The sequence below is a fragment of the Dorea acetigenes genome, assembly GCF_025567385.1.
Classification (GTDB): Bacteria; Bacillota; Clostridia; order Lachnospirales; family Lachnospiraceae; genus Claveliimonas; species Claveliimonas acetigenes.
In genome coordinates this window covers 184617-208213 of sequence record NZ_JAOQJU010000003.1, presented here as the reverse complement: position 1 = coordinate 208213, position 23597 = coordinate 184617, and the positions used below count along the sequence as shown (strand labels likewise).

At 43.4% G+C, this 23597-nt stretch carries 19 protein-coding genes and 7 tRNA genes; 25 read left to right on the top strand and 1 reads right to left on the bottom strand.

The window, feature by feature from the left end; genetic code table 11:
- The first annotated feature begins 258 nt into the window (after nt 1-258).
- Nucleotides 259-633, top strand: a complete 375-nt coding sequence (locus OCV99_RS05385; protein WP_158368949.1) for an HNH endonuclease — start codon at nt 259-261, stop codon at nt 631-633.
- Nucleotides 634-943: 310 nt separating this feature from the next.
- Nucleotides 944-1711, top strand: coding sequence for a zinc ribbon domain-containing protein (locus tag OCV99_RS05380; protein WP_158368947.1), 768 nt, complete (start codon nt 944-946; stop codon nt 1709-1711).
- Nucleotides 1712-1883: 172 nt separating this feature from the next.
- Here the strand turns inward: OCV99_RS05380 and OCV99_RS05375 are convergent, their stop codons facing one another.
- Nucleotides 1884-2750 carry a LysR family transcriptional regulator gene (locus OCV99_RS05375; RefSeq protein WP_158368945.1) on the bottom strand — a complete coding sequence of 289 codons (867 nt, stop codon included), beginning with the start codon at nt 2748-2750 and terminating at the stop codon, nt 1884-1886.
- A gap of 148 nt (nt 2751-2898) precedes the next feature.
- Here OCV99_RS05375 and OCV99_RS05370 point away from each other — a divergent pair, with 148 nt between their 5' ends.
- From OCV99_RS05370 to OCV99_RS05260, 23 genes are all read left to right on the top strand, one after another.
- Nucleotides 2899-4065, top strand: coding sequence for an MFS transporter (locus tag OCV99_RS05370; RefSeq protein ID WP_158368943.1), 1167 nt, complete (start codon nt 2899-2901; stop codon nt 4063-4065).
- A gap of 95 nt (nt 4066-4160) precedes the next feature.
- Nucleotides 4161-4295 carry a hypothetical protein gene (locus tag OCV99_RS05365; protein WP_262574957.1) on the top strand — a complete coding sequence of 45 codons (135 nt, stop codon included), beginning with the start codon at nt 4161-4163 and terminating at the stop codon, nt 4293-4295.
- A gap of 18 nt (nt 4296-4313) precedes the next feature.
- Complete coding sequence (locus OCV99_RS05360) at nt 4314-5474, top strand: class I SAM-dependent methyltransferase (RefSeq protein WP_158368941.1); 1161 nt, start codon at nt 4314-4316, stop codon at nt 5472-5474.
- A gap of 200 nt (nt 5475-5674) precedes the next feature.
- Nucleotides 5675-5869, top strand: coding sequence for a hypothetical protein (locus tag OCV99_RS05355; RefSeq protein WP_158368939.1), 195 nt, complete (start codon nt 5675-5677; stop codon nt 5867-5869).
- A 97-nt stretch (nt 5870-5966) separates the two neighbouring features.
- Nucleotides 5967-7781, top strand: coding sequence for a potassium-transporting ATPase subunit KdpA (kdpA, locus tag OCV99_RS05350; RefSeq protein ID WP_158368937.1), 1815 nt, complete (start codon nt 5967-5969; stop codon nt 7779-7781).
- A gap of 12 nt (nt 7782-7793) precedes the next feature.
- The gene (gene kdpB / locus OCV99_RS05345; RefSeq protein WP_158368935.1) at nt 7794-9863 is read left to right on the top strand and encodes a potassium-transporting ATPase subunit KdpB; all 2070 of its coding nucleotides are present in this window, start codon (nt 7794-7796) and stop codon (nt 9861-9863) included.
- 13 nt (nt 9864-9876) lie between these two features.
- Nucleotides 9877-10479, top strand: a complete 603-nt coding sequence (gene kdpC, locus OCV99_RS05340; RefSeq protein ID WP_158368933.1) for a potassium-transporting ATPase subunit KdpC — start codon at nt 9877-9879, stop codon at nt 10477-10479.
- A 102-nt stretch (nt 10480-10581) separates the two neighbouring features.
- Complete coding sequence (locus OCV99_RS05335) at nt 10582-11922, top strand: TrkH family potassium uptake protein (RefSeq protein WP_158368931.1); 1341 nt, start codon at nt 10582-10584, stop codon at nt 11920-11922.
- Between the two features lie 12 nt (nt 11923-11934).
- Complete coding sequence (locus tag OCV99_RS05330) at nt 11935-12582, top strand: potassium channel family protein (protein ID WP_158368929.1); 648 nt, start codon at nt 11935-11937, stop codon at nt 12580-12582.
- Nucleotides 12583-12738: 156 nt separating this feature from the next.
- Nucleotides 12739-15438, top strand: a complete 2700-nt coding sequence (locus OCV99_RS05325) for an ATP-binding protein (RefSeq protein WP_158369002.1) — start codon at nt 12739-12741, stop codon at nt 15436-15438.
- Nucleotides 15431-16132: a response regulator gene (locus tag OCV99_RS05320; protein WP_158368927.1), complete on the top strand. Its 702-nt coding sequence runs from the start codon at nt 15431-15433 to the stop codon at nt 16130-16132. Before OCV99_RS05325 ends, OCV99_RS05320 begins: the two co-directional genes overlap by 8 nt.
- 248 nt (nt 16133-16380) lie before the next feature.
- Nucleotides 16381-16455 (top strand) — tRNA-Pro (locus tag OCV99_RS05315).
- A 7-nt stretch (nt 16456-16462) separates the two neighbouring features.
- A tRNA-Gly gene (locus OCV99_RS05310) sits at nt 16463-16533 on the top strand.
- 32 nt (nt 16534-16565) lie between these two features.
- Nucleotides 16566-16639 (top strand) — tRNA-Arg (locus OCV99_RS05305).
- A 101-nt stretch (nt 16640-16740) separates the two neighbouring features.
- Nucleotides 16741-16814 (top strand) — tRNA-His (locus OCV99_RS05300).
- A 13-nt stretch (nt 16815-16827) separates the two neighbouring features.
- Nucleotides 16828-16899, top strand: a tRNA-Gln gene (locus tag OCV99_RS05295).
- A gap of 11 nt (nt 16900-16910) precedes the next feature.
- A tRNA-Lys gene (locus OCV99_RS05290) sits at nt 16911-16983 on the top strand.
- Nucleotides 16984-17244: 261 nt separating this feature from the next.
- Complete coding sequence (locus tag OCV99_RS05285; protein ID WP_158368925.1) at nt 17245-17658, top strand: BlaI/MecI/CopY family transcriptional regulator; 414 nt, start codon at nt 17245-17247, stop codon at nt 17656-17658.
- Between the two features lies 1 nt (nt 17659).
- A complete protein-coding gene (locus tag OCV99_RS05280; protein WP_158368923.1) occupies nt 17660-18724 on the top strand; it encodes a M56 family metallopeptidase in 1065 nt (354 codons plus the stop codon).
- Nucleotides 18725-18741: 17 nt separating this feature from the next.
- Entirely contained in the window at nt 18742-21804 is a 3063-nt protein-coding gene (locus OCV99_RS05275; RefSeq protein ID WP_158368921.1) for an ABC transporter permease family protein, read from the top strand.
- Nucleotides 21805-21823: 19 nt separating this feature from the next.
- Nucleotides 21824-22483: an ABC transporter ATP-binding protein gene (locus tag OCV99_RS05270; RefSeq protein ID WP_158368919.1), complete on the top strand. Its 660-nt coding sequence runs from the start codon at nt 21824-21826 to the stop codon at nt 22481-22483.
- Nucleotides 22484-22718: 235 nt separating this feature from the next.
- Nucleotides 22719-23195 (top strand): Hsp20/alpha crystallin family protein, encoded by a 477-nt coding sequence (locus tag OCV99_RS05265; RefSeq protein ID WP_158368917.1) that lies wholly within the window; start codon nt 22719-22721, stop codon nt 23193-23195.
- A 144-nt stretch (nt 23196-23339) separates the two neighbouring features.
- A tRNA-Gly gene (locus OCV99_RS05260) sits at nt 23340-23410 on the top strand.
- Nucleotides 23411-23597 lie beyond the last annotated feature (187 nt).

The following is a 23597-nucleotide window of genomic DNA, read 5'->3' as shown; positions in this document are numbered from 1 at the left end:
CAATTTGACATCAAATTTATATCTTTTGGTGGACTTATTTGGACTAATAAGGTATGGGCTACAGTATTCAGCACACCTTCCGTTTGCATGATAAGGCTTTGAAAGAAGTCGGCAGGATTTATGAAGATGAGAGTTGATGTGATAGAATGAGAGTCCGCTCTTATGATATTATTATAATGCGAACAGAATAAGAATTGATCGGAGCCATCGTGGAGGAATCTGCGGTGGCTTTTATCATGTCCGGAGGTGGGAAGAGTTATGCCTTATAAAAGCAGAGTGCCGTGCAAATATCCAGGCTGTGGAAAGCTGATTCCGCCAGGTACTATGTATTGTGACGAACACGCGGCGCTAAGGAATAGTCAGTATGAAAAGTACGGAAGAGATAAAGATACCAAGCGGCGTTACGGCCGAGCATGGAAAAGGATCCGAGACAAGTATGCTGCAGAGCATCCGTTTTGTGAGCAGTGCTATGCGAAGGGAGTCCTGGTTCCAACAGAAGAGATTCATCATAAGCTTCCGCTGAGTGAAGGTGGCACGCATAATCGGAGCAATCTGATCGCGCTGTGCAAGTCGTGTCACTCACAGATCCGTGCGAAGCGTGGAGATCGCTGGCAAGAACGGAGGTCGCAGTGATGCGGAGAATGATCGTGGCCGTTCTGGCCGTGGTTTTATCGTGCAGCTTATTGTGCTGCGCTCATAATGATTCGAGTGGTCATGAATATCGTGATAAGTGCGAATGGTGGAGAGAAGACTGAGCCGGTAGGGGCTGCCAAAATCTCTACAGACTTATCTCCTATAGAACGGCGGGTGGGTGTTGCGCGTACAGTCGCGAAATGGAAGAATACTACCTGCAAAACAGACAATATCAAAAGACAGCAGCAACAGCGGGTTGCTTGTTTATAGAATGCACGCATACTATAATATTTACAAGGTGGTGATTTTTATGGATACGAAAGATGTTATACTTGAATTGCGAACGAAAAAAGGGTTGTCACAAGATGAACTTGCTGAAAAGCTCTATGTTACGAGGCAAGCGGTATCCCGTTGGGAAAACGGAGAAACAATTCCAAATACAGAAACCTTAAAACTGCTCTCTAAGTTTTTTGATGTTTCAATCAATACGCTTTTAGGAACACCAAGAAAACTTATCTGCCAGTGTTGTGGAATGCCGCTTGATGATGACGCAATCATAAGTCGTAATTACGATGGCACATTTAACGAGGACTATTGCAAGTGGTGCTATGCTGACGGAACTTATACCTATAATGATATGGATGACCTGATTGAAGTCTGTGTTAAAAATATGGTAAGTGAAAATTTCACTGAGGAGCAGGTTCGTTCTTATATGAGAGATTTGCTTCCCCAATTAGATTACTGGAAGCGTTACGATGAACTCAGTGACAATGGTCAATTTGAAGAATTTAAGCAGCAACTAATTAAGGAAATAAACGAACTTCATATAGAAGGGCTGCCAAAGGTTAAAAAATTAAATGCTCTTGTAGGAAAATATGTAAATCTTGAGTATATGTTGCCAAACGGCAATTTGGTAAAATTTTTGGATGACTCAAAGACATATCTTGGAAATCAACTTGAAAGCGAGTTCGGCGGTGAAAGATATTTTGGAGTTATCGCAAATATGGATTTTCTGCTTGTATGCACTTATGAGAAGGATGGATTGAACCCGGAATTTGTGCTATATAAAAAAAGATAAAATAAACTGCCCGATGTTCTGAAAGAGGACGGGTATCCCGATGTGCAGGCGTTCATGGCAACCTACCGCAAGGCGGGGACAGTCCTTGTGGCTGTTTATGGAAAATCACCCGCAGGCGTCAGAAGGACTCTGCGGGCGTTCTTTTTATCAATTTTAAGTTCAAATGCTTTTCTTACGTGGAAAACATTTTTAAAAATTTGGTTAATGCGGAATTAGTATGCCGCTTGTGGTAGAAAATACCGAATGAGAGTTCCGTATCTTCTGAAAGAGGTACAACAACGTATTCTGGAGACTTCAATGTTAATATTTGAGGAAGTACTGCAATCCCAAAACCTGACGAGGCCAGACAATGTGCAATTTCGAGACTATTGCAGTAAAAAATCTTATCCGCAGAGTGATGTCCTGCCAACTGTTTCTGAAAGGCAGAAGTCGAAAGCGGTGCATTGAGTGGATTACAGGCGATAATCGTCGTGTTCTCCAAATCACTCAAGGCAATAGAGTCTTTCTTGGCGAAAGGGTGTGTGGCAGACATCAGACATATTAACTTGTCTTTTTGCAATTCTATAAAATTGATACCGGATTTTTTCGGCATATTTTCTTTGTAATAAAAAAGAACATCTATTTTATTTTCCAGAAAAAGATTTAAAATAATTTTGTAGCCCGGGCATTCGATGTCCGGGCGTATGTCAGGATATGCAGAATGAAATTTTGTCAGGATTGGCGCTAAGTAAAAAAGTGCAGCAGGATTACTCATCCCGATCCGGATGGACGCAGAATTGGCATACTGCCTTTGCACACGGGAAATGGCAGCTTGTGATTTCATGACGATGTCTTTGGCATCCTTATAAAAAGATATGCCGGAAGGCGTAAGTTCCACGTGACGGGTAGAGCGGATAAAAAGAGTTACGCCAAGTTCGTGTTCCAGCGCATTGATTTGTTTTGTGACGGCCGGCTGAGAAATATACAGAGCTTCTGCGGCTCTTGCAAAACTTAAATTTTCGGCAACAAGAATAAAACACTTTAAATTATCTATAGTCATTTCATTTCCTCCTTTTAATAACGGCTTGTTATGAATGATAACATATATAACCTCTGGTTATCAATGATGAATTATTTTCAATTAACAGAACGAACTCAAACTGTTATATTTATAAATTGTAAATTAAGATGAAAAAGGGAGGAAGCACATGGAAAAAATATGGAATAAAAAATTTATATTGCTGTTCATTACGAACTTGTTGATGATGGCTACTTTTTATGCCTCTGTACCTATTTTGCCGATTTATTGTCAGCAAAATGGGATCACGGGTTCCCAAATTGGTATTGTCTTAACGGCAATGTCAGTAACTACTGTATTATTCAGACCATTTGCAGGTTATATACTGGATAATTTTAATCGGTATCATGTTTATATGCTGTTTTTGGCTCTGTTTTGTCTGCCATTTTTAGGATTTGCAGCATTTCCCATTTATGGAGTACTGGTATTGCTCCGCCTGTATATGGGTGTTGTTTATTCTGTTTGCGGATCTGCAACAACAACATTGGCTGGCGACGTACTTCCGCCAAGCATGGTAGGAAAAGGTGTAAACCGATTTGCTCTTACAATTTCACTGGGGATGGCGGCTGGCCCGTTTATCGGTATCCAGGTGCAGAACCATTTGAGTAGTAAAGCATCTTTTGTTGTTTTATTTGTTTTAACAGTAATTGCTCTGATTTGTGTATCGTTCTGTAAAATTGAATATCCAAAGGTAGAACGTAAGAAATTTGTTCTGGCAGACGCGTTTTATAAACCGGCATTACCGTTTATGTTCAACATGATGTTTATCATGATCCCATTTGGAGCGGTGATTGCATATTCATCAATTTTTGCACAGGAAAAAGGATTGTCTTCGGTAATTCCTTATTTCTATATATTCCTGGTAGCAGGAATGTTAATCTCCAAGTTTTCAACACAGAAGATGATTGATGCCGGTAAGCATAAAGTACTTGTTGTAGTAAGCTTAGTGATTTTATTTTTCACAATGACAAGTTATTTCTTTATGAATAATGGTGTTCATTTGCTTTTAGCCGGATTTTTATTAGGCCTTGGTTATGGTATTCTTCAGCCTTTATTTCAGTCATTTGTAACCGGAACAACACCGGCGCCAAAACGAGGTACAGCAAATGCTACTTATTTGCTTTCTTATGATATTGGTATTGGTATCGGTTCATTTGTAATGGGAATATTTCAGGAAAGTATCGGCTTATCCACCGGATTTGCGCTTACAGCAATAGCATATATTATTGGCGGTATTATTTATGCAGCATACGTTGATCGTTATTACACCAAATTAAATCAGCGGAAAATGATCTAATTGATACGGCGCGGGAGAAAAAATGGCAAACAAGACAGTATTACCAACTTTATACTGGTGCATTTGAATTGGAATAAGCAAAAGGAGGAAAGATAATGAACAATCAGGAAAAAATTCAGTTATTAAAGGACAGGCTTCATAACCTTGAAACGAATAACAAAGAAAATAACGGTGTGCAGAGAAGGATTCGCAGAGACATACGGAATTTGGAGAAAAAAGAGAAGATTTGATTAAGGAGTATATAAGCAATGACAAAGAACGTGTTAGTTTCATTTTTGGAAAAGTTTGATGAGTATCCCTTTGCTGTGAGGATAAATGGAAAAGAGTACCTCATTGGCTCTGGGGAACCAATGTTTACGGTAATCTTTCATAAGGATATTCCATTGTCAGCCCTGACTACAAGTACATCCCTTGCCCTGGGGGAAGCCTATATGGACGGAGATCTGGAAATAGAGGGTGATTTATATTTTGCATTGGATCACTTTTTGGGGCAGATGGGCAAGTTTTCTACCGATGAATCCTTACTGAAAAAGATTATGTACAGTTCAACCGCAAAGAAAAATCAGAAAAAGGAGGTGCGGAGTCATTATGATATAGGCAATGATTTTTACAAGTTGTGGCTGGATGAAACATTGAGCTACTCTTGTGGATATTTTCTGCATGATGACGATACACTCTATCAGGCGCAGGTAAATAAAATAGATTATATATTGAAGAAACTGTGTTTGAAAGAAGGAATGACGCTTCTGGATATTGGATGCGGATGGGGTTATCTTTTAATTGAAGCAGCAAAAAAATACGGAGTGCATGGAACAGGAATTACATTAAGCAAAGAACAGTATAAAGAATTTCAGAGAAGAATAGAAATGGAACATCTGGAAGGTCTTGTAAAAGCTGAAATATTGGATTATCGGGATCTGCCCAAAAGCAGATATCAGTTTGACCGGATTGTCAGCGTAGGTATGGTGGAACACGTTGGAAGAGAAAATTATCCGCTTTTTATGAAATGTGTGAAAAATGTTCTGAAACCAGGCGGAGTGTTTTTGCTGCACTTTATCAGCGGCTTAAAAGAACATGCGGGAGATCCATGGATTAAAAAATATATCTTTCCGGGTGGAACAGTACCGAGTTTACGGGAAATGATTTATCAGGCTGCAGAAAATGATTTCCATACGATTGATGTGGAAGATCTGCGTCTGCATTATAATCGGACATTGCTGTGCTGGGAAAAGAATTTCAAAGAACATATAGACGAAGTACGGGAAATGTTTGATGAACGGTTTGTGCGGATGTGGGATTTGTATTTGTGTGCCTGTGCAGCAACCTTCCATAATGGGATTATTGATCTGCATCAGATTATTTTTACAAATGGAATTAATAACGATTTGCCTATGCGGAGGTGGTATTAAAGGTAGAAATAAGGCGGCGCCGATTTGTCATATCAGAATATAACAAAATATAACGCAGAAGCAGTGGAGTCACAGTGAGTTTGTGGTTTCGCTGCTTTTTTGCTGCGAAAAAGTTAATTAAATCTTAATCGCATATTCACTGCCCTTTTCCCGTTTTAATTTCCTTCATGCTATTGTATCAGCGTAAGGAGGAATGTGTTATGGCAGCGATATGGGATTCTATTCATAATTTTGAAAATAAATTTGACCGCTATGCGGAGCGTTTCGCATTGCGCCACCCATACCTGGCGGTTTTTGTCATGTTTATCGGAGTGCCGCTTTTTATTTTAATTGCTGTTGTTGTTTCAACGATGCTTATTGCGGTGCCGATGGCGTGGGTTTTTGGATGGTTGTAAGCTTTTATAAAACTTTAATTTCGAACGCGGCTTGGTAATCCCGTTTTAATACAGAAGATAATAAAATGCAAAAAAAAAGATGAGGAGATTTTAAGTGATGAGCACAGTAATTCAGTACATATTGTATCTTGCCGTTCTTGTTGCCCTTGCAATTCCGCTGGGGGCATATATCAAAAAAGTAATGAACGGCGAAAAAACTTTTTTATCAAAAATCCTTACACCCTGCGAAAATGCAGTATATAAGGTGCTGAGAGTAAATAAAGAGGAACAGATGAATTGGAAAAAGTATACGGTTTCTGTTCTTGCTTTTTCGGGTGTCGGACTTTTGTTCTTGTTTTTACTTCAGCTTTTACAAGGTGTTCTACCCGGAAATCCACAAGGATTGCCGGGAGTTAAATGGGATTTGTCTTTTAATACCGCCGTCAGTTTTGTGACGAATACGAATTGGCAGGCATACAGCGGTGAATCCACATTGAGTTATTTGACACAGGCGCTTGGGCTGACGGTACAAAATTTTGTTTCAGCAGCAACGGGTATTGCTGTTCTATTTGCGCTGATTAGGGGACTTATCAAAGTAAAAAGTGACGGCCTGGGAAGTTTTTGGGTAGACATGACAAGGATCGTAATTCATATCCTTATTCCGCTTAATTTGGTAATTTCGTTGTTGTTAGTCGGCGGCGGTGTGATTCAAAATCTGAAGGGCGCTGAAACGGTATCTCTTGTAGAACCGATTGCAGTGAGCGCTGATGGCACAATCCTTGAAAATGCAGAAATCGACCCTGAAACAGAAACCGTTACCGTGGATGGACAGGTGATTGAGGATGCAGAAATCGTGACAGAACAATTTGTCCCGATGGGACCGGCCGCCAGTCAAGTTGCCATTAAGCAGACAGGTACAAACGGTGGCGGATTTAATGGTGTCAATTCAGCGCATCCGTTGGAAAATCCGAATGCGTTTACAAACATTATTGAGATGATTTCACTGCTTTTGATACCTGCCGCGCTCTGTTTTACCTTCGGAAGCGCGGTAAAAAACAAAAAACAAGGCAGAGCAATTTTTATGGCAATGTTTATTTGCCTTGTGGCGGCGCTTGCCGTGGTTGCTGTTAATGAGCAGCTTGCCACGCCGCAGCTTGCACAAGACGGCTCCGTAGATATTTCTATGGACGGTCAGGCGGGCGGAAATATGGAAGGAAAAGAAACACGTTTCGGTATTGCTGCATCTTCCACATGGGCGGTATTTACCACAGCAGCTTCCAACGGCTCTGTTAATTCTATGCATGACAGCTATACGCCGCTTGGCGGTATGATTACAATGCTTCTTATGCAATTGGGAGAGGTGATTTTCGGCGGCGTCGGCTGTGGACTGTATGGCATGCTTGCTTTTGCCATTTTAACGGTATTTATTGCCGGATTGATGGTGGGAAGAACGCCGGAGTTTTTAGGCAAGAAAATAGAACCGTATGAAATGAAATGGGCCGTTGCTGTATGCCTTGCGACACCCGTTGCCATTCTTGTGGGAAGCGGTATAGCAGCTATTGTTCCAAGCGTTGCGGACAGTCTTAATAATGGAGGAGCGCGCGGGTTTTCAGAATTACTTTATGCGTATTCTTCCTGCGGAGGCAACAACGGTTCAGCATTTGCCGGATTTAATGCAAACACGGTATTTTTGAATATTTCCCTTGGGCTTGTCATGCTATTTGCACGATTTCTTCCTATTATAGGGACATTGGCAGTAGCAGGAAGTCTTGCCGGAAAGAAAAAGATTGCAACAACAGCCGGTACGCTTTCTACTACCAATGCAATGTTTGTGTTTTTACTGATTTTTATTGTTCTGCTTGTTGGCGCGCTCAGCTTTTTCCCGGCGCTGGCACTGGGGCCGATTGCAGAATTTTTCCAAAGTATTGTGTAAGGAGGTAGTGACATGGCACAGTCAACAAAAAGCGCTTTTGCTGATAGAAAAATGATTGGCAGAGCAATAAAAGATTCATTTATTAAACTGAGCCCGAAAACGCAAGTGCAGAATCCTGTTATGTTCTTGGTGTATATATCCGCGATTTTGACAACCGGATTATGGATTCTTTCTCTGTTCGGCTTCAAGGATACTTCCAGCGGATATACGCTGGCAATTGCGGTAATTTTGTGGTTTACCTGCATATTTGCAAATTTTGCGGAAGCTATCGCGGAAGGCAGAGGCAAAGCGCAGGCGGATTCTTTAAGAGCTTCTAAAAAAGATGTAGAGGCGCATAAAATTCCTTCTGTTGACAGAAAAGAGCAGATTACAGATGTATCTTCTGCAGCGTTGAAAAAGGGTGACATTGTTATCGTGAAAGCGGGAGAACAGATCCCTGGTGACGGTGAAGTGATTGAAGGTGCTGCGTCAGTAGATGAAAGTGCGATTACCGGTGAATCTGCTCCCGTCATTCGTGAAGCAGGCGGCGACAGAAGCGCCGTAACAGGAGGAACTACCGTATTGTCTGATTGGATTGTGCTGCGGATTACCAGCGAAGCAGGAGAAAGCTTTCTTGATAAAATGATTGCGATGGTTGAGGGTGCGGCAAGAAAAAAGACGCCCAATGAAATTGCTTTGCAGATTTTTCTTGTTGCGCTTTCCATAATCTTTATCCTTGTTACAATGGCGCTCTATACCTATTCCGTATTTTCGGCAAAGCAGGCGGGAATAGAAAATCCCACTTCTATTACAACGCTGATAGCCTTACTGGTTTGTCTTGCCCCCACTACCATCGGCGCGCTGCTTTCGGCAATCGGTATTGCCGGTATGTCGAGGCTGAACCAGGCAAATGTGTTGGCTATGAGCGGAAGAGCGATTGAAGCTGCCGGAGATGTGGATATATTGATGCTCGATAAGACGGGAACAATCACCCTTGGCAACCGACAGGCTCACGCATTGATTCCGGTAGACGGTACAAGCGAAGAAGAGCTTGCCGATGCCGCGCAGCTTTCCAGCCTTGCAGACGAAACGCCGGAAGGCAGAAGTGTTGTGATTCTTGCAAAAGATAAATATGGTATAAGAGGAAGAAAACTGGCGGACAAGGATATGACATTTATCCCTTTTTCGGCAAAGACACGGATGAGCGGTGTTAATTTTGACGGCAATGAAATCCGGAAGGGCGCTGCTGAGGCAATGCAGGCGTATGTCACCCAGGCGGGCGGTATTTATTCTAAAGAATGCAGCCGCATCGTGCAGGATATAGCCAAGCAAGGAGGAACACCCCTGGTTGTTGCTAAAAATCATAAAATACTTGGAGTAATTCATTTAAAAGATATTATTAAACAGGGGGTTCAAGAGAAATTTGCTGATCTTCGTAAAATGGGTATCAAAACCATTATGATTACAGGTGATAATCCGATGACGGCCGCAGCGATTGCCGCTGAAGCAGGTGTAGATGACTTCCTTGCAGAAGCAACCCCGGAGGGGAAACTGCAAATGATCCGTGATTTTCAGGCGAAAGGGCATTTGGTAGCAATGACGGGCGACGGAACAAACGATGCCCCGGCTCTTGCACAGGCTGATGTGGCGGTGGCAATGAATACCGGGACGCAAGCGGCAAAGGAAGCGGGGAATATGGTGGATTTGGATTCGTCTCCTACAAAACTGATTGATATTGTCCGTATTGGGAAACAGCTTTTGATGACAAGAGGAAGTTTGACTACTTTTTCAATTGCAAACGATGTGGCAAAGTATTTTGCTATTATACCTGCGCTGTTTATGGGATTGTATCCGGGGCTTTCCGCGCTCAATATTATGAGACTGTATTCTCCGCAAAGCGCCGTGCTTTCCGCGATTATTTATAATGCGTTGATTATCATTGCATTGATTCCCCTGGCGCTGAAGGGCGTAAAATACAGAGAGGTCCCGGCAGGGAAACTGTTGTCACGTAATTTGCTGATTTATGGTTTGGGCGGACTTGCGGCTCCGTTTATCTTTGTGAAACTGATTGATATGTTATTAGTCGTTTTAGGATTGGTCTAAGGAGGTATGGGCGATGAAAACATTAAAAAATACATTACCGGAAGCGGCTGCTATTTTTCTGATTTTTACTGTGATTTGCGGTATTGTTTATACAGGCGTTGTAACGGGGATAGCCCGGCTTGTTTTCCCGGATAAGGCAAATGGCAGTATCATTGAGGTTGACGGGAAAAAATATGGCTGCGAGCTTTTAGGACAGCAATATACGGATGACGCGCATATGTGGGGACGAATTATGAATATTGACGTTTCAACCTATAAGGATGAAAAAGGAAAAACGCTCATGTATGCGTCGCCGTCAAATTTAAGTCCTGCAAGTGAAGAATACAAAGCGCTGGTTGCAGAGCGAGTAGAAAAACTGCGCAAAGCAAACCCGGAGATGGATGAAACCGCAATTCCCGTTGATCTTGTCACTTGTTCCGGCAGCGGACTTGATCCGCATATTTCTCCCGCTGCTGCCAAGTATCAGACGGCCAGAATTGCAAAAGCTAATCATATGACGGAGGATGAGGTGGAGAAAATAATTGATGAATGTACGGATGGCAGATTTTTGGGCATCTTTGGGGAAGAAACTGTAAATGTCCTAAAAGTTAATTTGATGCTGGATGGTATTTTATAGAATTTTAATTCGGCAGCAGGGTTATTTATACGAATTTAATATCAATAAAGATAGAATAAAGGAAGTATAAAAAGCAATTAAGATAACGGGGATATATAAGTTATGCAGAAAAGAAAAAAATCAAAGCATTATCATATTACATCCTTTCAGATTATTATTTTGGGGTTCTTATCTGTTATCTTGATCGGAAGTCTGATGCTCATGCTGCCGATTGCCGCCCGAAGCGGCAAGGGCGCTTCGTTTTCCGATGCGCTGTTCACTGCAACCTCTGCAGTCTGCGTAACCGGGTTGGTTATTCACGATACAGCAACCTATTGGTCTATGTTCGGGCAGGGTATCATCTTGCTGCTGATTCAGATCGGAGGAATGGGGATTGTTACAATTGCCGTTTCGATTGCGGCGGTTTCGGGACGCAAAATAGGCCTGATGCAGCGAAGTACAATGCAGGAGGCGATTGCAGCGCCTAATGTTGGCGGTATTGTGAGGAGAACGAAGTTTATCTTAAAAACAGCCATTTCTGTTGAGTTAATCGGGACGGCTGTTTTAGCGCCTGTTTTTTGCAGGGATTTTGGAATTTTTAAAGGGATCTGGTATGCACTGTTTCACTCGGTTTCTGCATTTTGTAATGCGGGGTTTGATTTAATAGGTGTAAAACAGCCGTTTTCCTCATTGACTTCTTACTCTGTGCAGCCGGTTGTAAATATTACGATTATGGCGCTGATTATTATCGGGGGCATAGGCTTTCTTACTTGGGAGGACATAAAGAACAATACGTGGCATTTTAAAAAGTACCGTATGCAAAGCAAAGTCATTCTTACAGTAACCGGCACTCTTATACTTTTGCCCGCAATTTATTTTTATTTTTTTGAGTTTTCGCAAATGCCGTTTGCTGAGAGAGTATGGACCGCACTGTTTCAATCGGTTACACCGAGAACCGCCGGCTTTAATACGGCGGATTTGACGAGGGTTAGTGAGGTTGGGCAGATGCTTATTATAATTCTTATGCTGACGGGCGGTTCCCCCGGTTCTACCGCAGGAGGCATGAAAACGACGACGCTTGCCGTCCTCGTTTCCTGCGCATTATCTGTGTTCCGAAAGAAAGAACATGCCCACTTTTTTAAGAGGAGGATTCCTGACAATACGATAAGAAATGCAGCTACGATTTTTTTAATGTATATTACTTTGTTTCTTGCCGGAGGTATGATTATTAGCGGGATAGAAAATATCCCGTTAATAACAGCTTTATTTGAAACAGCATCTGCAATCGGCACGGTTGGATTATCGCTTGGAATCACACCGGAACTTGGCATAGTCTCTCATATGATTTTAATTTGCCTGATGTTTTTTGGCAGGGTCGGCGGTTTGACATTGATATTCGCCGCAATCTCCGAGAAAGCATCAAACGGCTCTAAATATCCGCAGGAAAAAATAACAGTAGGGTAAAGGAGAAAAATGATGAAATCTATTTTACTGATAGGTCTTGGAAGGTTTGGAAGACATATTGCTATGAAGCTGGACGAACGGCATCATCAGGTGATGGCGGTAGATAAAGAAGAACGGCGTGTGGAGGCTGTTCTTCCGTTTGTGACAAATGCGCAGATCGGAGACGCAACAAACGAGGATTTTTTAAGTTCGCTTGGCGTTCGGAATTTTGATGTATGTATCGTAGCAATTGGAGATAATTTTCAAAATTCGTTAGAAACCACTTCGCTTCTAAAAGAACTTGGAGCCAAAATGGTGGTGTCCCGTGCCGCCAGAGATGTTCACGCTAAATTTCTTTTGCGAAACGGCGCTGACGAGGTTGTCTATCCGGAACGGCAGCTTGCAGACTGGACGGCAATTCGTTATAGCGCCGACCATATCCTTGATTACATAGAGTTAGACGAAGAACACGCTATTTTTGAAATGTCTGTGCCAATTGGGTGGACCGGAAAAACAATCGGTCAATTAGACATACGGAAGAAATATAATATTAATATTATGGCGCTGAAACATAACGGTGTGATGAATTTGAGAATCAGCCCGGAGACTCCTTTGCCGAAGGATGATACGATGCTTGTTCTCGGAGATATCAAGAGCATTCAAAAATGTTTTCATATTTAATTTGTGAAGGAAATCGGCGGTATGGAAGAATTTATTTTAATTTGCGCAGTTGTATTTATATTTATTTTGGGTTACTTTATTATGAGAAAGCTGGATTGTTTTCTTGTTCAAAATGATTTGCAGATGAAAGAACGTGAAGGACTGGGAGGTGAGTGTATGAGCGAATCCAGATTAAATCCGGATGAGCTGTTAAAAGTAATCCGGGTTGAAGAAGAAAATCAAACCAGGGGACATTTGAAAATCTTTTTTGGGTATGCGGCCGGCGTAGGGAAAACTTATGCCATGCTGAAAGCGGCTCATATAGCAAAAAATCAGGGGGCAGATGTGGTGGCCGGTTATATTGAGCCGCACGCACGCCCTAAAACAGCAGCGCTTTTGAATGGTTTGGAACTTCTTCCCGTAAAGGAAATCGAATATAATGGAATTACACTGCGCGAATTTGATATTGATGCGGCGCTGAAAAGAAAACCGCAGCTTATGCTTGTGGACGAGCTTGCCCATACAAATGCACAGGGGTGCCGCCACACAAAGCGGTACCAGGATATTAAGGAGCTTTTGAACGCCGGTATAGATGTTTATACAACCGTAAATGTACAGCACATTGAAAGCCTGTGCGATGTAGTTGCGTCCATTACAGAAGTTTTTGTGAGGGAACGAATCCCTGACTCTTTATTTGATAACGCCGATCAGGTTGAACTGGTAGATATTGAGCCGCAGGAGCTTATAGATCGCCTTAATGCAGGAAATGTCTATAGGGAAGCACAGGCAAAACAAGCAGTAGAGAACTTTTTTACCGTAGAAAACCTGACGGCTCTTCGGGAAATTGCACTGCGCCGGTGTGCAGATAGAGTGAATATTCTGACGGAGAACACGCGGGTGAAACGCCACGGAGATTATCATACGGATGAACATATATTGGTCTGTCTTTCGTCTTCTCCTTCTAATGCGAAAATTATCCGCACTGCCGCAAGAATGGCTGCTGCGTTCAAAGGAACTTTCACAGCGCTGTTTGTGGAAACGCCGGATTTTTCTGAAATGAATGAGGAAAATGTGAAACGCCTGCGCGCGAATATGCGCCTTGCTGAACAGCTTGGCGCTCAAATTGAGACGGTTTACGGTGAGGACGTCCCTTTTCAGATTGCGGAATTTGCAAGACTTTCCGGCGTCTCTAAAGTTGTAATCGGGAGAAGCTTCGGGGTAAAGCGGCATTTGTTCAGCAAACCGACTTTGACGGAGAGACTGATTGCGAATGCACCGAATCTGGATGTACACATTATTCCCGATACGGTTTCCAATGCGGCCGTTTACCGGCTAAAGAAAGGGAAGAAAAGGAATCCTATCATTTTTTCTGCTGCGGATATATTAAAGTGTATTGCGATTTTGCTTGTTTCCAGTTTGATTGGAACCGTTTTTCATAATCTTGGATTTGCCGAAGCGAACATAATTACCGTTTATGTTCTTGGCGTGCTTATTACCGCGGTTATTACGAAGCATCAAATTTACGGCCTTATTTCTTCCATTGTCAGTGTTTTGGTTTTTAACTTTCTGTTCACTGATCCCAAATTTACATTACAGGCGTATGATCAAGGCTATCCGGTAACCTTTCTTATTATGTTTTTGGCAGCTTTTTTGACAGGCTCCCTTGCTATACGGCTCAAAAATCAGGCGAAGCAGTCGGCAAGATCGGCATATCGCACAAAAGTACTATTTGACACCAATCAGCTATTGCAGCAATCAAAAGACAGAAAGGAAATTATATCTGTAACTTCCAATCAGTTGATAAAATTATTGGGGAAAGATATTGTTTTTTATTTGGCTGATATGGAAAAACTGGAAGAGCCGCATATTTTTCCGGCGGCCAATGAAAATTTAGAACTATATACTTCTGATAATGAAAAGGCGGTTGCCGACTGGGTGTTCAAAAATAATAAGCGCGCCGGGGCTACGACCGAAACGCTTTCCAGCGCAAAATGTCTGTATCTTGCCGTCCGCGTCAACAACGTGGTATATGGCGTTATTGGAATTGTTATGGGGGAAGAACCTCTCGATCCATTTGAGAACAGTATTTTGCTGTCCATTATCGGAGAGTGTGCGTTGGCTTTGGAAAATGAAAAAAATGCCCGTGAGAAAGAAGAAGCTGCAGTTCTGGCGAAAAACGAGCAGCTTCGAGCAAATCTGCTTCGGGCTATCTCTCACGATCTGAGGACCCCGTTGACGTCAATTTCCGGAAATGCAAGCAATCTGTTATCGAATGGTGATTCCTTTGATGAGGATACAAAAAAACGGCTTTATACCGATATTTATGATGATTCCATGTGGCTGATAGGCCTTGTGGAAAACTTGCTTGCCGTTACCCGGATTGAGGAAGGCAGGCTGAATCTTCATATATCCGAAGACTTGCTAGATGATGTGATTACAGAAGCGCTTCATCATATTAACCGCAAAAGCGTGGAGCATCATATTACCGTTGAAAATGAGGACGAGTTTCTTCTTGCAAAAATGGATGCGAAGCTTATCGTGCAGGTAATTATCAATTTGGTGGACAACGCCGTTAAATATACGCCTAAAAACTCTCATATTAAAATTAAGACAGAGAAACATGGCGGTAAGGCGGTAGTCTCTGTAGCAGATGACGGCGGCGGTATACCAGATGAAATGAAGCCGCGGGTATTTGACATGTTTTACAGCGGCGCGAATCAAATTGTGGACAGCCGACGCAGTCTGGGGCTTGGATTGTCACTGTGCAAATCTATCATTAATGCTCACGGCGGAGAAATTACAGTTTCAGATAATCTGCCGCATGGAACAGTATTTACATTTACATTACCTATAGGGGAGGTCAAGGTTTATGAATAAATTACTTATATTAGTTGTAGAAGACGATGCTTCTGTAAGAAATCTAATCACGACAACATTAAAGGCACATGACTATCGGTATCTCACAGCTCCTACCGGTCAGGCGGCGGTGTTAGAAGCGTCTTCCCACAATCCGGATATTGTTTTGCTGGATTTGGGGCTGCCGGATATAGATGGCGTTGAAGTAATAGAAAAAATCCGCACCTGGTCGAATATGCCGATCATTGTTATAAGTGCCCGCAGTGAGGACACTGATAAAATCGACGCTCTTGATGCCGGTGCAGACGATTATTTGACAAAGCCATTTTCGGTCGAGGAATTACTCGCAAGGCTTCGGGTTACGCAAAGACGTCTTTTGATGATGCAAAAGGAATTTCCTGCTGAGTCTGCCGTTTTTACCAATGGAAAACTCCGCGTGGATTATGCCGCCGGCTGTGCCTATTTAAATGAAGAAGAATTGCACTTGACGCCGATTGAATATAAATTGCTTTGCCTTCTCGCTAAAAATGTCGGCAAAGTCTTAACGCATACCTATATCACGCAGAATATTTGGGGAAGCAGCTGGGAGAATGATATTGCTTCACTTCGTGTTTATATGGCGGCGCTTCGCAAAAAAATTGAAAACCAGCCAAATTCACCGCAGTATATTCAGACGCATATTGGAGTGGGCTATCGAATGATGAGGGTAGAATAATTATGATGCCAGGGTCAAAAGGTCTGAACCCACGTGAGCTTGCTCATAGTGGGGCTTTTGAGTGGAGTGCCATTTCATGAGCAAAAATAGCTGCATAGCAGCGGAGAAGTATCGTATATGCGTCTTGCGAATGGCGCGGGCCGGACTGCTACAATTATTCTGTGAAAAATAAAAAAAGATGTTGACAAGCTTGCGAACATCATATATAATAACTCTTGTGTCGCGAGAACGGCATAAGTGAATAACGTCGGGGTGTGGCTCAGCTTGGCTAGAGCGCCTGGTTTGGGACCAGGAGGTCGCAGGTTCAAATCCTGTCACCCCGATATTTATGCGGGTGTAGTTCAATGGTAGAACACTAGCCTTCCAAGCTAGATACGTGGGTTCGATTCCCATCACCCGCTTTCTTAAAGCCTGAACAGGTTTTGAGAATTGTGAGTCTGTAGCTCAGCTGGATAGAGCAACGGCCTTCTAAGCCGTAGGTCGAGGGTTCGAATCCCCCCAGGCTCGTTGACACGTACACATAAGTGTGAAGGTCAGACTTGGTGAGCGGGTCAGTCCCATAGCCTAAGCGGCCGCAGAGGCCCGGCAGATGGACAAGATAGAATATGGTGGGTATGGTGCAGTTGGTTAGCGCGTCGGATTGTGGTTCCGGATATCGTGGGTTCGAGTCCCACTACCCACCCTTTGATTTCTAATGGGCTATCGCCAAGCGGTAAGGCACAGGACTTTGACTCCTGCATTCGTTGGTTCGAATCCAACTAGCCCAGTTTATAAGTATGGGCGTGTAGCTCAGGTGGTAGAGCACTTGACTTTTAATCAAGTTGTCCGGGGTTCGAATCCCCGCACGCTCAGTTGGTTTAGATAGCGTAAACTCAGCATTTGCAAGGGTTTGCGCTATTTTTTGCTTTTTTTCATGTAACCGGAAATAATCGAAAGTGTCAACTTGTAAATGTCTCATTCGCGTCTCAATGTCTCATTTTTATCTCATTTTCTCACTAAAAGTTAATCATAAGGTTTTTATTAAAATGGATTGACATTTAATAATAGGTCGTGTATTCTGGTAATAACCAAAAAGGTTAATAGTAAACTGAAAGAATGTCTGAGAGGTGGTTATGATGTTTCAAAAGGAAAAGCATTTGACGAATAGTGAGGAAGATTTGATGGAGATATTCTGGGAGAAGAAAGAGCCGTTGACGAGTGTTGAGATATTGGAACTTTCCGCTGAACGCTCCTGGAATGGGAATTATATTCATAAGATGCTGCGTTCGCTGCTGAAGAAGGACATGATTAAAATATGTGGTACTGTGCAGTGCGGAACGCAATATGCAAGACAGTTCATTCCGGCGGTTACCAAAGAAGAGTACGCGGCAAAGCTTGTTATGTCGAAGGGAATTGAGAAGAGCGCTATTGCGGCGGTTACAGTGGCTATGGTGCATGAGATGGATGGAGCAGATGGAGAAGATGTTGTGAAACAGTTGGAGGATATTATAGAAGAGCTAAAGGGAAAAGGGTCGGGGGAAAAATAATATGCAGATTACACTTTTTTCTTTGTTTATGTCCGTGATATGGAGCGGCGCACTGGTCGTTTTCAATCATTTCTGCCGGAAAAATCCCTTCCTTATCCGGCAATTGGGAATTACGAATTTACTGTGTTTGTATCTGTTTCCTGTTTTGCGGATGATTCTTCCCTGCGAATTTTCATTTACCAGAGTCATATACTCTCCGGAGGTTTTTGATGATATTTATGCAAATAAAACAGGAGCAGTGCAGATAACGGTCGTGACGGTTCTGCTTACGGTCTGGGCGGCAGTGGCGGTAGTTCTGCTTCTGCGCTTTGCCGTTCAATATCGAAGGATGCTGAAAATATTTTCGACATGCAGCGTATGTGAAAGCGAACAGTGCAGGCGAGTGTTCAACCGGGTGCTGAATACATGTAAACGACAGGTTAAGGTTGAAATTCGGCAAAGCCGGTATATTCAGATTCCGATGGGTGCGGGAATTTTCAGGCGATGTATCCTTTTGCCTGAGAAGGAATACAGCGATTCAGAGCTGTATTATATTCTGCGCCATGAATATACGCATTTTCAAAACAGAGATTTGACGGTGAAAATATTTATGTATATTTATTGGTGTATCTTTTGGTGGAATCCCGTGATTTATTTCTTAAAGAAAGATATGGAACAGCTTTTGGAGATAAAATGTGATTTAGATGTAACCGCTCATATGGGAAATCGGGACAAGGCAGAGTATTTGGCTACAATTGTTGCTATGTTGAAAAATGCAGAGGCGAAGAAAGAAGAAAGGCTTTTTTGCGGAGCGGCGACGCTGGTTTCCGGAAGTGGCGGGGCGAAAATTGTTGAGCGGTTTCAGATTGTATCATCCGGCTGTGGGAATGGAAGAAAAAATGGGCTGTTTGCAGGAGGATGGCTCCTTATATTTGTCTTACTGACGGCGGCATCCTATTCCTTTGCCGTTCGCCCGGATTATGAAATGCCCGAAGAAGCTGCGGCAGATGACCGGAACCCGGCGGCGTCAGGGTATCGTATGGAATGTATTGACGGTACCTATTATGTACATTTCAATGAGTTTTAAGGGATTGGAGGGGAAGTATGAGAAAATCTGTTGCATGGAAAATGTTTTTGCGGGCGCCTTTGAAAGCAGGACTGACTTTTTTGCTGATAGCTTTTGCTTCTTTTGCTTTCCTGTCACGTGTTACGGAGTATGCCGTTACCAGCCGGGAGACAGAGAAAGCAGAGAGCTTTTATAGTGGTGTTGCCGCATTAGATACCAGTGTTCCGCCTATTGCCGATTATTACGTGGAGCCCAAACCATGGCCTTCTGAGGAGCAGATAGAAGAGTTCTCATCGCTGCCCGGTGTTACTCTGGCAGATACGAGATATACGACGGAAGGTCTGGCAGAGGATTATAAGCGCATCATAGATATGGATAGCCCTTCCGAAGAAGGGGAGTTTGTGGCAGAGGGAACTTATGAAGGTCTGGAAGAATACGGGGATGAATCCTGTCTCAGAATCTATTTAAAATTTGAGGATGTTACCGTATATGCCGGTGAGATTGAGCCGGATACCCGTCAGCCGATGCGGATACTGATTGACGAAGATTTTGTGGACTATTATAAGTCTTATTCCCGTGCGTTTTTTGAAAATCTGGAGGCGGGAAGACGGTTTCTTGTGATTGGCAGATACAGTGAAAAGACCGGAACGGCCTTTGAGTTGAATCTGTATGAGTATTCCCCGGAAGAAAGTCTGTATGCAATAGATGAGCTGGAAGAAGCATATCTGGATACAGAGGGATTTTCCTGGTGTAAGGAGAAAATTGAAGTAATAAATCAAAGCAATCAGTCATATGATATCGTGTATACTTCGGACATGCGTGCAATTCCTTATGTAAATGAACACAGGCTGGTTATCGCAGAAGGGCGTCCGCTGACAGCAGCAGACAGGGAGACAAAGGTCTGCGTTGTAAGCGAACAATTTCTGGAAACATATGGTCTGGCAGTGGGAGATACGTTCCGTATAAAGCTGGGGGACCGATTGATGGAGCGGCTGGGAACAGGAGGCGCCCGAGAAATAAGCTATGAAAATTTATCTGCTTTTATTGCTTCTGAAGAACTGGAAATCATTGGCGCATACCGTTTTACTGATAGCGGGCAGGAACGGTATTATAACAATAATGCAGAATGGAGTTACGGACCGGCCACAATTTTTGTGCCATCCACTCTGTTGCCGGTCGATGTACCCGAAGACTATAAAATCACAATGGGAGATTTCAGCGTCTTTATCGAGAATCCCGGAGATGTAAAAGCTTTCCGGGAGGCCGCCGAACCATTGGCGGCAGAAATGGGCGTGGGACTGCGTTTCTCGGACGGAGGCTGGTCTGAAAGGAATGACAGCTTTGGGACAGGGCCGCTGGCATCATTTCTTGCAGTCATATTGTATGTGATTGGAGCGGCGCTTGCGCTGCTGCTCGCGGTGTACCTTTTTATCAATGGAAATAAGAATACCTATGCTGTTATGCGGATGTTAGGAACGCCTGCGGGAAAAGCAGGGAGTACGCTTGCATTTCCATTTTGTATCCTGGCGGTATTTGCAATGGCTGCCGGCGGTATAGCAGGCCTTTTTTATGCGTCTTATACGGTGGAAAAAACGCTTGCAAAAATGTCGGTTGACAGCGCTCCGGAAGGATTTGCCTATGTTCTGAATGCAGGACTTCCGAATGGTGTGGTAATCTTCTGCCTGATTGCAGAGATGGTATTTACGTTGTCTTTTCTGGGATTATCTTTGTGGAAAATGAAGAAAACATCTCCGCTGGAACTGCAGCAGGAGAGTAACGGGCGTGCAGGAAGAAATAGAAAATTTTTTAAAACCGCAGAACCGGAGACGGATATTAGATCCGGGGTTCTTGTCAGGCCTGCTATTGTAAAATTATCCGGCGTTGAGGATGGCCAGCCGCCTGTCCATGGGAAATACAATGCGCTGCGTCAGACGTGGGGTTACATTCTGCGCCGTATGCGGCGTGGGATGGGGACAACTGCAGTGTCGCTTGTACTTACGGTTGTGTTGACTGCCGGGATGGGAGCGTTAATCCTGACAGAACTTGCATACAGGGACGCATACCGGGGACTTGCCGTAAAGGGCGTGGCGGCAGGTTTTTCCTCATCATCTGTTACGGAATTATCAAAAGCGGATCTGGTTAAGGATTTTTATTACTATACTTCTAATTTTAATGTGCGTGTAAATCAATCCGGCATTTTAAGTCCTATTACATTTACCAATGATTTCGGGCGCTATCTGGAAGATGATTACACGGTTACCTGGGCGGACGGATATGATGCTTCTGTTTTTGAACGCACAGGAGCGGTTTGCCTGATGGGAGAGACGCTTGCTGAGATGCTGGGCGTCCACCCGGGAGATGAGATAACGCTGTTATCAGATGACCTGTATTCTTTTATGGAGCGTCTGCGGGAAGACGCGGATTTTCAGTTTTATAAAGAAGAGGAAGATTTCCTGTCTGCGGTGGAACAGGCCGGGAAAGCCTACAAGGTGGTGGGGATTTTGCATACGGAGAAGGAAGCGGTGGCAGCAGGTGTTTTTTCGGTGGTAAATGATGCGGCAGAGGAACTTTATGGCCAGCCCTTTCAGATTGGGTACTGTGAATTTACTGCGGCGGACAATGGGAAACTTAAAGAGTTAAATAGATTGTTGGAAGAAGAAAAAAGCCGGAATGTAAGATATGCGCCGTTGGCATCTTTTCACATTGATTCGGAGTCGGTGGAGGGTGCGCGGCGGATCTGTACACTGATAGATGAGCTGTTTCCAATTGCTATGGTTGTGGCGCTGGTTATCGGGCTGCTGGGATCAGGGCTGGTAATCATGCAGTCTGCGCGGGAAGCGGCATGTCTGCGGATTCTTGGCGTTACAAAGAAGCGTGCCCGCTGCATGTTGATTTTTGGACAAGTGTTGCTGTGTGCTGCGGCGATTGCGCTTGTCACGCTTGGTCTGGCCCTATTTGGAAAGACATTGTTTACAAGAAGCATTGAAACGCTGGCACGCTGTTTGGCGCTGTATTTCTCAGGATGCGTCTGCGGAGCAGTACTGGCGGCAATACAGGTGACCGGACGAAAGTGTCTGGAGCTGTTGCAGATAAAGGAATAAGAAGGTTGGAGGGAGAAGTATGGCGGTTTTGAGTCTGGAAAATGTAACGTATAGGTATAAGAATGCGCAGAGGGCGGCAGTGTCAGGAATCTCCTGCGAGTTTGAGGAGGGGAAAGTTTATGCAGTTGTGGGAGCTTCCGGTTCGGGAAAATCTACGTTCCTGTCTTTGCTTGCGGGATTGGATCTGCCGACAGAGGGAACCATCAGATTTCAGGGGGACAGCCTGGCAGAGTTGAATCTTGACCGGTACCGGCGGGAAAGTATTTCTATGATTTTTCAGGTATTTCATCTGTTTCCGCTTCTGACTGTTATGGAAAATGTCTGTTTTCCTATGGAGTTGTGTGGCATAACTCCCAAAGACGCCAGGCCGCGGGCGGCCAAATTGCTGGAAGCTGTGGGTATCCGGGAGGAACAGATGAAACGCTTCCCGTCAAAGCTGTCGGGAGGAGAACGTCAGCGGGTAGCTATTGCCAGGAGCCTTGCATCTAACGCGAAAATTATTCTGGGGGATGAGCCGACGGGGAATCTTGACGGGGAAAATACGCAGAATATTATGGATATACTCTGCGAGCTTGCTCATAAGAAAGGATACTGCGTTATTCTCGTGACGCATGATATGGAGGTGGCAGAGATGGCTGACGTGTCATTCCGAATGAAAGATGGTAACTTTGTTTCCTAAAAAGTAGTAGTAGGTTTTCCCTTTATTTCTGCTATAATCAAAGAAAATAAGCTTCACAGAAAATTCACAAAATTATTAGCGCTTTCGCTTGACGAGTGCTAAAATATGTGTTATAACACATGCAGAACAAAGGAGAAGGAAAGAAAGGAACCGGCAGAAAGGTTCCGTTTTCTTCCCAATCATCCCCAGTTCCAGTTAACAAGATGTTTTTAATTAGGAAAAGGAGCGATGACTTATGATGACACCTAGTATTTTTGGAGAGAACTTATTTGACGATTTCTTTGATGACTTTTTTGATTTTCCGTCCTTTGACAACAAAGAGATGCGGAAAGCAGAACGCAAATTATATGGACGCCATGCGGCGAATATGATGAAGACCGATGTGCAGGAGCATGATGACCACTATGAAGTGGATATTGACCTGCCGGGCTTTCAGAAAGATGAACTTTCCCTGGAGCTGAAAGCCGGTTATCTGGTAATCAGCGCAGCAAAGGGACTTGACAAGGACGAGAAGGAAAAGAAAACAGGAAAATTTGTCCGCCGGGAGCGTTACGCAGGCAGCATGAGCAGATCTTTCTATGTCGGCGAGGATGTAAAGCAGGAAGATATTCATGCGAAGTATGAGAGCGGAGTATTGAAACTGAGTATTCCGAAGGCAGAGACAAAGAAATCAGCGGTTGAAGATAAGAAATGCATTGCCATCGAGGGATAACGGCACCTCTTTATATAAATTGAAATAATATAGCCCGGAGTGCGGAGAGCTCTATAGAAAAGCTGTCTGGCTTCGGGCTTTTTTAAAAAAGTGCTTGCAATCTGCGGAAATCTATGATAAAGTATTAGGCGTGTCAGAGATGACGCGGGTGTAGTTCAATGGTAGAACACCAGCCTTCCAAGCTGGATACGTGGGTTCGATTCCCATCACCCGCTTTTTTTCTTTACCCAAAATTGACTGAAAATTTAGAATATTAAAATAAAATCAAAAAACTAATTGACAAAAAACGAGGTTTATGCTATTATATACTCAACAAAAGAAAACAGAGTTTTCACTTTTTATAAAAAAACCTAATCTAAAATCTAAAAAAGGAGGTACGGACCAACAAAAACTTAATCCACT

Coding starts and splice junctions, on each gene's coding strand:
- OCV99_RS05385 (WP_158368949.1), top strand. CDS start 259: ATGCCTTATAAAAGCAGAGTGCCGTGCAAATATCCAGGCTGTGGAAAG.
- OCV99_RS05380 (WP_158368947.1), top strand. CDS start 944: ATGGATACGAAAGATGTTATACTTGAATTGCGAACGAAAAAAGGGTTG.
- OCV99_RS05375 (WP_158368945.1), bottom strand. CDS start 2,750: ATGACTATAGATAATTTAAAGTGTTTTATTCTTGTTGCCGAAAATTTA.
- OCV99_RS05370 (WP_158368943.1), top strand. CDS start 2,899: ATGGAAAAAATATGGAATAAAAAATTTATATTGCTGTTCATTACGAAC.
- OCV99_RS05365 (WP_262574957.1), top strand. CDS start 4,161: ATGAACAATCAGGAAAAAATTCAGTTATTAAAGGACAGGCTTCATAAC.
- OCV99_RS05360 (WP_158368941.1), top strand. CDS start 4,314: ATGACAAAGAACGTGTTAGTTTCATTTTTGGAAAAGTTTGATGAGTAT.
- OCV99_RS05355 (WP_158368939.1), top strand. CDS start 5,675: ATGGCAGCGATATGGGATTCTATTCATAATTTTGAAAATAAATTTGAC.
- kdpA (WP_158368937.1), top strand. CDS start 5,967: ATGAGCACAGTAATTCAGTACATATTGTATCTTGCCGTTCTTGTTGCC.
- kdpB (WP_158368935.1), top strand. CDS start 7,794: ATGGCACAGTCAACAAAAAGCGCTTTTGCTGATAGAAAAATGATTGGC.
- kdpC (WP_158368933.1), top strand. CDS start 9,877: ATGAAAACATTAAAAAATACATTACCGGAAGCGGCTGCTATTTTTCTG.
- OCV99_RS05335 (WP_158368931.1), top strand. CDS start 10,582: ATGCAGAAAAGAAAAAAATCAAAGCATTATCATATTACATCCTTTCAG.
- OCV99_RS05330 (WP_158368929.1), top strand. CDS start 11,935: ATGAAATCTATTTTACTGATAGGTCTTGGAAGGTTTGGAAGACATATT.
- OCV99_RS05325 (WP_158369002.1), top strand. CDS start 12,739: ATGAGCGAATCCAGATTAAATCCGGATGAGCTGTTAAAAGTAATCCGG.
- OCV99_RS05320 (WP_158368927.1), top strand. CDS start 15,431: ATGAATAAATTACTTATATTAGTTGTAGAAGACGATGCTTCTGTAAGA.
- OCV99_RS05285 (WP_158368925.1), top strand. CDS start 17,245: ATGATGTTTCAAAAGGAAAAGCATTTGACGAATAGTGAGGAAGATTTG.
- OCV99_RS05280 (WP_158368923.1), top strand. CDS start 17,660: ATGCAGATTACACTTTTTTCTTTGTTTATGTCCGTGATATGGAGCGGC.
- OCV99_RS05275 (WP_158368921.1), top strand. CDS start 18,742: ATGAGAAAATCTGTTGCATGGAAAATGTTTTTGCGGGCGCCTTTGAAA.
- OCV99_RS05270 (WP_158368919.1), top strand. CDS start 21,824: ATGGCGGTTTTGAGTCTGGAAAATGTAACGTATAGGTATAAGAATGCG.
- OCV99_RS05265 (WP_158368917.1), top strand. CDS start 22,719: ATGATGACACCTAGTATTTTTGGAGAGAACTTATTTGACGATTTCTTT.